The following is a 9,139-nucleotide window of genomic DNA, read 5'->3' as shown; positions in this document are numbered from 1 at the left end:
GCGCCTTCGATTCCGTCGGCGAGCAAGGTTTTGATGGCGTTCGTCGCGATGTCGACTTCGATGAAGTCCACGGCGCGCTGTGGACGATCGCGACGTACCAGGCGCACCTTGTCGCCGTTCACCGGCCAGTGCACATCCATCAGCGACTGATCCTTCCACTTGCGCACGTTGAGCTGCTTCACGGCCGTTTGTCCGCGCGTGAACACCCACAGTTCGCTCTGCGTGACGTTCTCTTCGCCGGGCATCGTGTACTTGTAGTGCAGCAGCACGGGACGCGGCTGCGCCAGCACGTTCACCAGGAACAGATCCTTGACCTTGCGCTGATCGCGGCGCACGAACGAGAACGACTTGCCGTCGGGCGACCAGGACACATTCGGGCGAATGCGCTGGTCGCGGCTGGCGGCGTCGTCCGTGTCGTCCTGCTGATCACCGTCCTGCTGCTGTCCGCCGCCTGCCAGCGCGTTGAGCTGGCGACGGTTTTCTGTGGTGTCGCGGTAGCCGAAGGAATAATCCTCGGCGCCGTCGGTGCTGATCTGCACGGTGTCGTTGGTGGCCTTCTCCACGATGAACAGATTGTGCATGCGGGCGAAGACGAAGGCCGTGCTGTCCTTATTGTAGTTGCGGAACTCACCGCGGGCGCCGGCGCCGGCTGGGCCGCCGCCGCCCTGCGTGTTCACTTCTTCGTCGACTGGCGGCGGAGCGTTGCGCACGACGCGGCCGTTCGACTTCAACGTTTCCGTGGCGAGTGTCCATTCGTAGCGCACGGTGTCCACGGTGAAACGGAACGCCTTATGGCTCTTGAGGAACGTGATCGTCTGGAATGGCAGGTTGGTCGCGTCGTACGGCTTTTTGCTGAGCAGCGTGAGCTGTTCGGCGAGCTTGGCCGGATCGAACAGCAGGCGTTTGGTGCCACCGGAGGGCGACGGCACGAACAGCATGAAGCGATTGCCGTTGCGATCCTTCCAGTTGTAGTACATGGAGTCCGTCTGCCCCAGAAAGCGGGGCTGAACGGCCTGCGTATATGTGATCGCGCGGAGCGCGGCGGTGCTGAAGCGATTGGCCAGCGCCCAGTTTCCCTTGTTGGTCCGATTTTCATCGGCCTGGCTCGACTGAGAGCTGAGCTGAGCCTGCGCGGCGCTACCACTGGCGGCCAGCAGCACAATCGTGCCGGTCCAGCGACCGAAACGGCGCACTGCGTGAACCACGGCGTGAACCACTGCGTGAACCATTCCTGCTTCCTCCGGAGGGCGAGAATGGCGGCTCCACGAAACGGGCCGCCAGCATGAGATCTACTCGCGGGAATCGATCGTCGTTGAGTCCGTCCCTGGAAAATCATGGCTGACGGTCGCTTCGGATGGGACGAACGGCACGTGCCGGCACGTTACGGCGCCGCGCGCTCCCGGTAGCGGGTGGTGAAGACCGGTTGAATCCAGGCCGTCGCCCCGCTGGAATCAACGACGCGCACCCGTACGTAGCTCTCGGTTCCCCGTAGGCGATACGAGGGAGAAAGCGTTTTGTCCGTGGCGAGAATCTCGCCGTTGGCGCCGACGAATTGGGTGGTGTATTTGAAGTCGCCGGTCCGGCTGATCGTGAGCGACAGCGCGGATTCGCTAACCGCGATGTCGGTGATCACCGGGCCGGTGCTCGCGTAAAAGTGGCCCTCGTCGAGTGCGGTCACGATCTCCCGGGCGTCGCGCGATCGCGCCCGCACCACTACCCAGCCGCGCCCCGGGTTCGCGCGCGACTTCTCGAACTCGCCCTGAAAGTGGTGCGCGTCATCCACGGCGATCCCATAGAGCTTTTTGCCGCGCGTGAGAAGCGCGTCCCACGCGTCTTCCATGCCCGGCCAATCGCCGCCGCCGACGTTGTGCACAATGGGATGCCCATTGAAGATCTCGAGCAGCCGGTCGTTCTTCACGCGGAAAAGCGTGGCGGTGTCGATGCTCCAGAGAAGATTGGGATGGTTGATGTGCGGCACCGCCCGTTCGGCGCGGATGGCATCGACGGTTTTCTGCACGGTGCCCAAGAGCGTACTGTCGCGCGGCGCGGCGATCACGCGGGTCACGCCCAGCGCATTCACATGCACGGCGGCCTTTTGGAAACCGGTGGTCACTTCTTCACCCGCGATCAGCAGAAACGTCGAATCCATGAGCGACGCCAACGTGGCTGGATCGGTGAAGACGTTGTGATCGGAGAGCACGAGAAAGTCGTACTTCCGGCTCTTGTACCAACGGGCGACCGCTTCGGGGGCGGTGTCCCCGTCGGAGTTGGTGGTATGCGTGTGCGTATTACCCTTGAGCCAACGCGCGCCCGGGCTGGCGTCGGGCACGAGGAATCGCGCGTGCTGCGCCGCCGCGTTCCGGGAGAGCCCGGCGGCGCCGAGGGCGAGCGCGAGGGCCAACGCGCGCGGGAAGGGGAGAAAAGTCATGCGAGCCAAGGTCGCACGCGGTGATCGTGACCGCGAGTCGGCTATGCGACCTTCGCCCGAACACCGATTACCTTCCAGCGCATCGGCAGCCCGGTGCACTGACTTTGACGACTGATGCGATGATTTCTCGACGCACGTTCCTGCTGACCGCTGGTGGCATGGCGGCCACTCTGGCGGGTACGGTCGGCTACACCTTCGAGGTAGAGCCGGAGTGGCTCGAGATCACTGCGGCGGAACTGCCGATCCGTCGTTTGCCGTCGTCGCTGGTGGGGAAGCGTCTGGTGCAGCTCTCCGATGTGCACATCGGACCGAACGTCTCTGATGCGTATGTGCGCGCGACGTTCGATACGGTGCGCGCGCTGCAGCCCGACATGGTCGTGTTGAGTGGCGACCTGATCTCGCTGCACCCGACGCAACAGGAGCACGCCGAGACGATCTACGCGGAGTTGCCGCGCGGATCGCTCGGAACCTTCGTGACCTTTGGGAACCACGACTACGGGCGTAATTGGGCGGAACCCAGGGTGGCTGCCGGACTGCGTGGCGCACTCGAGAACCTGGGGATCACCGTTCTCGTGAACGAGGTGGGTGTCGCCGGCGAGCTGCAGCTCGTGGGGCTGGGCGACTTGTGGGCCGGACAGTTCGCTCCCGAACGGGCCTTCGCGCAGATCGATCCGGCCCTGGCACAGCTGGCCATCAGTCACAACCCGGACACCGTCGATTTACCGGGGTGGGGCGCGTACGACGGCTGGGTTCTCGCCGGGCACACGCACGGCGGGCAGTGCAAGCCGCCCTTTCTGCCGCCACCGATTCTCCCGGTGAAGAATCGGCGTTACACGAGTGGGGCCTTCGAACTCTCGCGCGGTCGACAGCTGTACATCAGCCGTGGCGTGGGAACGTTTCTTCCGGTTCGCTTCAATGTGCGTCCGGAAATCACGGTCTTTTCGCTGCAGTGTATCGCGTAGCGATGGTGCGCCATGGTGCGCCACGGGACCGCGATGGTCAGCGGGTCAGCGTGCGCAGCAGGCTATCCAGCGAACGGCCGCGCGCCAGCGCACCGATGCGGGCTTCAACGCGCGGGAACATCGTGACCGCATCGGCGCGGAATCGGGTGAACAGCGTCTTGAGATCGGCCGACGATAGCGAGCGCTCCTGCGCGTAGTACCGATCGGCCGCGTGCCCGAGCGCGTACGTGCTGGCGAAGGTCACGGCGGCGCCGCTCGCCATGCCGGCACTTCCCCCCAGCAGCCCTCCGAGCAGTCCACTCGCCATGCCGCCAAACGCCCGACGGACGACCTTCTCGAGGACCTGCGCCGCGGCGCCCAACCCGAAGGTCGCCACGAGATCAGTAACCTGCTTCGTATCGAGTTGTTGCCCGTGGCGCTGGCCAATGTGATGCACGAGACGGAGCTGCAGCGGCAGGATTCCCAAATTGGCGAGACGATCGGGCAACAGTTCGAGCGCCGCCGTGAGCATCGCCTGATCGAGGATGTGATCGTCGAACGGAGCGGGCGCGACGACCTCGGAGCTGGCGTCGTTTACCACCGGCACGCCGAGGGATGGTGTGGCCGCGCGCGCGGGATGATCACCGACGGCGCGATTGATGTCGGCAATCACGTGGTCGGTCGCGGCCGTGTCGAGCTGCAGTGCGTCGGCTAGGTCGTGCAGAAATTTCCCTTCGCTCGGATTGATCCACCCGTTGGCGTGACAGACGGCCGTCGCGGTGTCGTGCGCCAGACGTTTCGCCTCGTCGGAGTGCAGCCGTGCGGCGAGTGCGTGAATGCTGAGCGCGCCACTCATCGCCTGCGCGATGATGGTTTCCGGGGCCAGCAGCCCCAAACTCCGCGCGGCCTCGACCACCCGCCCCTGCTCGGCGTCGTCCTGCAATCCATCGGCGATAGCGGCCAGCGTGGCCAGTGCGATGATGGTTTCGATCTCTTCTGTCGTCACGGATTCTCCTGGTTGCTTGACTCGCCCACACCGGCGCCCCTATCAAGATGCAGCGAAAGCGGGCTCGCAGGGGCCCGGTGCAGTGGCGCATACTCGAGTTCGCCGGGAATGACCACCGCGGCAGGGGCACGCGTTGAGCCCTCGTGGCGGCGCTTGTATCGGCGTACATATTGGCAGTGGCACCAACACCCGACCCTTTCAGGAGTCATCGATGGGATTGTTCGACGGAGCATTGGGCGACATGGCTGGTTCGCTGCTGGGCGGCAAGGCCGGTGGCATTCAGGAGCTGTTGGGCCGGTTGCTGGGCAATGACGGCACGGGCGGTACCTCGTCGTCGGCGATGCTCCGGATGGCTATGACGCTGGTGCAGCAAAACGGCGGCATCGGTGGAATCGTGCAGAAACTGCAGCAGGGTGGGCTCGGTGACCTCGTGTCGTCGTGGGTGAGCACGGGCGCCAACCGGTCCGTTTCGCCAGCTCAACTCGAGCACGCACTCGGCGCGACGGCGGTAGCGCAGGCCGCGGCTACCGCGGGCGTCGATCCTTCGCAGGCGATGGATGGCCTCGCGGCCATGCTGCCGCAACTGATCGACACCCTCACGCCGGATGGCGACGTCACACCGGGCAGCAGTGCGATGCTGACGCAGGTGATGGGCATGCTACGGGGGGAGTAGGCGACGCCCTGTGCTGATCGCGGCCAACGATTCGACCGTGCTATATTCGGCGGAATGAATCGGCATCAATCCACGACACGGCTGCTGCCGCAATGAATCATGTGGCGACGGTGCGCCTGCCCGATCTGGCTACCAGTGCTGGAGCCGGTGCCCGCGATGCGTGAATCGCTGCGCATTCTGCTCGTGCACGATTACGCGCCGCAGTACGGCGGGGCCGAAGTGGTGAATGCGGCGCTCACCGACGCGCTGCGACGACGCGGGCATCACGTGCGCCGTTTCACCAGCACCGCCGGGTTTGACGCGCTGCCGGGTGATTCGCCGCTGCGTCCGGAGTACGCTTGTCGCGGGACATTGTCGCGTTGGCGCACGGCGCTGCAGTCGGCGAATCCGTGGGCGCCGGCGGCGCTGCGACGAGCGATCGACGACTTCAAGCCCGATGTCGTGCATGTGAAGAGCTTCAACACGCAGTTGTCACCGCTCATTCTTCCGGTATTGCGCAGCGTTCCTTCGTTGTATCACGCCGAATGGTATCGCGCCGTGTGCCCGACGGGACTCAAGCTGTTGCCGAGTGGAGCCGCGTGCACCGCACGCGCGGGCGTGGTGTGTCTGTCGTCCGGATGCGTGCCGGTGCGCGACTGGTTGCCGTTGATGGCGCAGCAGCGACTGTTGCGCCGATGGCGCGGCGCCTTTCGCGCGATCATCGCCAACAGCAACGCGACCGCACAGCATCTTCGCGATGACGGTATGGCGACGATCATCGTGGTGCCGAACGGCACCCCGGAGCGGTCCGCCAAGACCGTGTTGGCTGACGTGCCCGCCGTGGTTTTTGCGGGGCGATTGGTAAAGGAGAAAGGCGTGGACGTGCTCTTGCGGGCTTTCGCGCAACTGCACAGGCTGATCCCGCACGCCACGCTAGACGTGGTCGGTGATGGCGCCGAGCGCACGTCGCTCGAAGCACTGAGTCGTTCGCTCGGCCTGCATCATCTCGTGCGATTTCACGGAGCGCAGTCGCGAGCGCAGACGGAGGCAGTAGCTTGCGGCGCCTGGGTGCAGGTGGTGCCGTCTGTATGGGCGGAACCGTTCGGTCTGGTGGCGACCGAGGCGATGATGCGGGGAACGGCCGTCATTGCTTCGGCGGCGGGAGGGCTGACCGATATCGTGCGGAATGAAGCCACTGGATTGTTGGTGCGCCCCGGCGATGAGACGGCCTTGCGCGACGCGCTGCACCGTGTCTTGTCCGATCGCGTGCTGGCCGCGCGGTGGGGGCGCACCGGTCACGACGTGGCCATGGCCGAGTATGGTCATGCACAGTTCGTGGATCGCATTCTCGCCGTGTACGATCGACTTCTCGATGCATCGCGCGCGGAGCTCCAATGATCGGGGCCTCGACCACGCCCGTGCTGGCATTCGGGATCGACGCCGGAGATTCCGCGAGGCGTGAATCGTGGATCGCCGACGGCTCGGTGCTCCCTCGTGCAGCGCTGGTGCGTACTGACGTGTGCGCACGCACCGGTGGTGACGAATTGTCGATGGCGTATGGAGCGTGGATCGCGCCAATGTGCGGTGTATCGCGCGGGCAGCACGGAGGGACAATGCGGGGTGCCGCGACGGCGATCGATGCCGTAGCTGTGGCGCCACGCCTGAAACAACTCGCGAAGGGAACCGCGTGAGTCGGAGCGACGCGCACCAGCCGTGGCAAGGATCGGCGCGCATCTTTGCGGCTGAGCTGCTGATCCTGCCGACCGGGTTGGTGACCGCGGGCTATCTCACGCGCCATCTTGGGCCGGACGGATACGGACTGCTCACGTTGGGTGTATCGGCGATGACGTGGCTGCAATGGACGGCGATATCCATGCTGGCTCGCGCATCGAACCGTGCGATCGCGGCCGTTGGTGATTGGCGGCCAGTCGCGGCCGAAGTGGTGCATCTGCACCTCGTGGTGGGTGCCGTGATCGGGCTGGTTGTGCTGATCGCCGCCCCGTGGTTGTCGGTCGCGCTGGGACAGCCGTCGCTGACCACGACGCTACGATGGCTCGCCCTTGAGTTGCCGCTGCTGGTGGTCGCGCAGGGGTACCGTGGCGCGCTCGTCGCCAGCGGCGACCATAATTGGGTCTCGGTCATCACCGCCGCGCGGTGGCTCGTGCGCATGGTGGCGGTGATCGGCATGGTCGCGCTGGGGTGGTCGGTGAACGGCGCCGTGGGCGGCATGTTGCTCGCCAGCGCCGTGGCACTGGCGTTGTTCCGCCTACGGATCGGCGCTCTGCATCGCGCCACCCGGGAGGAACGGCGCACGATGCGCGCCGGCCTGCTGGTACTGGCCGCACCGCTCGCGCTGGCGGGGATCGGCGCTCGACTCTTTGAGCGCGCCGACCTGTTTCTCCTGGCGGCGCTGGGCGGATCAACGGCGAGCTTGGGGCATTACGGCGCCGCGCAGAATCTTACGATTGTTCTGTCGCTGCTGGCGGGGGCGGTGTCGCCGGTTGTGCAGGCCACGGTAACGCGCCTGCGCCGACAGGGGCAACACGACGAGCTGCGACGGCTGCAACGGGACGTGCTGCGCATGCCGTATCTGGTGCTGCCGTTCACGGCGCTCGCGGCGGGGGCGGCGTCGGATATCATGCACGTGGTTTACGGCGAGAGCTTTCTCGGCGCCGCGACGCCGTTCGCGTTGCTGATGCTCGGCTCGACGGCGCTCGTTGCCGTGTCGTTGTCTACCGTTTTGTTGGTGACCGTGGATCGCGCGTGGGTCGTCGTGGGTTTGACCGGACCAATGTTGGTGGCGCTGCTCGTGCTCACGCTCGTGCTGGTGCCCCGCTTTGGCGCGGCCGGTCCCGCGATGGCGTCACTCGTCGTGAGCATCGTGGCGGCCGGGGTGGGCCAGTTCCTGATCGGACGTTACGAGGCGGTGTGCGTTCCGCTTCGTACCACGATTGTGGGGGTCGGACTCGCGATGTTGGCCTTCGCTGCGGGCTCCGCGTGGCCTACCGTGACGGCGGTTGGCACAGTGGCCAAGCTGTTCTCGATCTGCATCGTGCTGGTATCGGCGCTGTTGCTCCTTCGCGAGATTCCCACACATCTGCTTCCCTTCGTGGCCGCGCCAGCCGACCCGGCGAAGTCCCCTCCGTCCACGTCATGACGTCCCCGCGTTTCTCCGTCATCGTTCCGACCCGTGCTCGACTGCCGCAGCTTCGTCGATGCCTCGCGGCACTGGCGGCGCAGACGATGGCACGCGAGGACTTTGAAGTCGTGATCGTCAACGACGGCTCTCCTCCGCTGCCCCAGGAGGAGCTCGACGGCTATCGCGAGCGGCTCGCGATCCGCTCGATTCGTCAGGCGTGGGGCGGCCCCGCATCGGCGCGCAACACCGGCATCCGTGAGGCCATTGGCGAGTTCCTCGCCTTCACCGACGACGATTGCGCGCCGACTCCCGATTGGCTGGCGACCATCGACGTCGCGTTGCGTCGGACGCCGGCGGCACTCGTTGGTGGACACGTGCAGAATGCGCTGGACGACAATGTGTTTTCCGAGGCGAGTCAGCTGCTGATCGACTTTCTCTATGCGCGCTTCGATTCGGCCGCCACTCGGGGGCCGCGCTTTTTCACGTCGAACAATTTTTCCGGGGCCACCGCGTCGTTTCGCACGCTTGGCGGCTTCGATACGACCTTTCGTTTGCCAGCGGGTGAAGATCGTGATCTGACTGATCGCTGGCAGGCGGCCGGCTGGCCGCACCTGTACGCTCGGCACGCAGTCGTTCAGCACTATCACGTGATGAGCTTTCGCAGCTATACGCGTCAGCATCTGAACTACGGGCGCGGTGCGTGGACCTTTCATCAGGCGCGTGAACGCCGGCGCGCCGGCGTTCGGCAAACCGAGGCGCTGGGGTTCTATGTGGGGCTGCTCACGTTCCCGCTGCAGCGCGGACGCACACGTCGGCCGGTGCTTCAGGTCGCGCTCTTGGCATGGTCCCAGGGCGTGAATGCGCTAGGCTACTTTCTCGAGAAGCTGCGGGCCTGATCGGTACGGTTGACATTTTTCGTACGTATGACCATAGTCATGACTATGGTTACCGTGTCGAAGAGTGCCCTCAAAGC

The 9,139-nt window shown here is 65.4% G+C and carries 9 protein-coding genes; 6 read left to right on the top strand and 3 right to left on the bottom strand.

The window, feature by feature from the left end:
- Both ACLL97_RS03790 and ACLL97_RS03785 read right to left on the bottom strand, forming a co-directional pair.
- The coding region (locus ACLL97_RS03790) for a DPP IV N-terminal domain-containing protein (protein WP_411279143.1) at nt 1–1,229 on the bottom strand (1,229 nt) is incomplete at its 3' end.
- A 152-nt stretch (nt 1,230–1,381) separates the two neighbouring features.
- Nucleotides 1,382–2,428, bottom strand: a complete 1,047-nt coding sequence (locus tag ACLL97_RS03785) for a CehA/McbA family metallohydrolase (RefSeq protein WP_411279142.1) — start codon at nt 2,426–2,428, stop codon at nt 1,382–1,384.
- Between the two features lie 119 nt (nt 2,429–2,547).
- Here ACLL97_RS03785 and ACLL97_RS03780 point away from each other — a divergent pair, with 119 nt between their 5' ends.
- Nucleotides 2,548–3,390 (top strand): metallophosphoesterase, encoded by an 843-nt coding sequence (locus ACLL97_RS03780; protein ID WP_411279141.1) that lies wholly within the window; start codon nt 2,548–2,550, stop codon nt 3,388–3,390.
- Between the two features lie 37 nt (nt 3,391–3,427).
- Here the strand turns inward: ACLL97_RS03780 and ACLL97_RS03775 are convergent, their stop codons facing one another.
- The gene (locus tag ACLL97_RS03775; protein WP_411279140.1) at nt 3,428–4,375 is read right to left on the bottom strand and encodes a hypothetical protein; all 948 of its coding nucleotides are present in this window, start codon (nt 4,373–4,375) and stop codon (nt 3,428–3,430) included.
- A gap of 211 nt (nt 4,376–4,586) precedes the next feature.
- Here ACLL97_RS03775 and ACLL97_RS03770 point away from each other — a divergent pair, with 211 nt between their 5' ends.
- The 5 genes from ACLL97_RS03770 (at nt 4,587) to ACLL97_RS03750 (ending at nt 9,062) form a co-directional block, all read left to right on the top strand.
- Nucleotides 4,587–5,048 carry a YidB family protein gene (locus ACLL97_RS03770; RefSeq protein WP_411279139.1) on the top strand — a complete coding sequence of 154 codons (462 nt, stop codon included), beginning with the start codon at nt 4,587–4,589 and terminating at the stop codon, nt 5,046–5,048.
- Between the two features lie 156 nt (nt 5,049–5,204).
- Nucleotides 5,205–6,425 (top strand): glycosyltransferase family 4 protein, encoded by a 1,221-nt coding sequence (locus ACLL97_RS03765; protein WP_411279138.1) that lies wholly within the window; start codon nt 5,205–5,207, stop codon nt 6,423–6,425.
- The gene (locus ACLL97_RS03760; RefSeq protein WP_411279137.1) at nt 6,422–6,718 is read left to right on the top strand and encodes a hypothetical protein; all 297 of its coding nucleotides are present in this window, start codon (nt 6,422–6,424) and stop codon (nt 6,716–6,718) included. The genes ACLL97_RS03765 and ACLL97_RS03760 overlap by 4 nt, the downstream gene beginning before the upstream one ends.
- Nucleotides 6,715–8,184, top strand: a complete 1,470-nt coding sequence (locus ACLL97_RS03755; RefSeq protein ID WP_411279136.1) for a lipopolysaccharide biosynthesis protein — start codon at nt 6,715–6,717, stop codon at nt 8,182–8,184. The genes ACLL97_RS03760 and ACLL97_RS03755 overlap by 4 nt, the downstream gene beginning before the upstream one ends.
- Entirely contained in the window at nt 8,181–9,062 is an 882-nt protein-coding gene (locus ACLL97_RS03750) for a glycosyltransferase family 2 protein (protein WP_411279135.1), read from the top strand. Before ACLL97_RS03755 ends, ACLL97_RS03750 begins: the two co-directional genes overlap by 4 nt.
- Nucleotides 9,063–9,139 lie beyond the last annotated feature (77 nt).

Source organism: Gemmatimonas sp., assembly GCF_046594945.1.
In the GTDB taxonomy this organism is placed as follows: domain Bacteria; phylum Gemmatimonadota; class Gemmatimonadetes; order Gemmatimonadales; family Gemmatimonadaceae; genus Gemmatimonas.
This window is presented reverse-complemented; position numbering and strand designations above follow the sequence as displayed.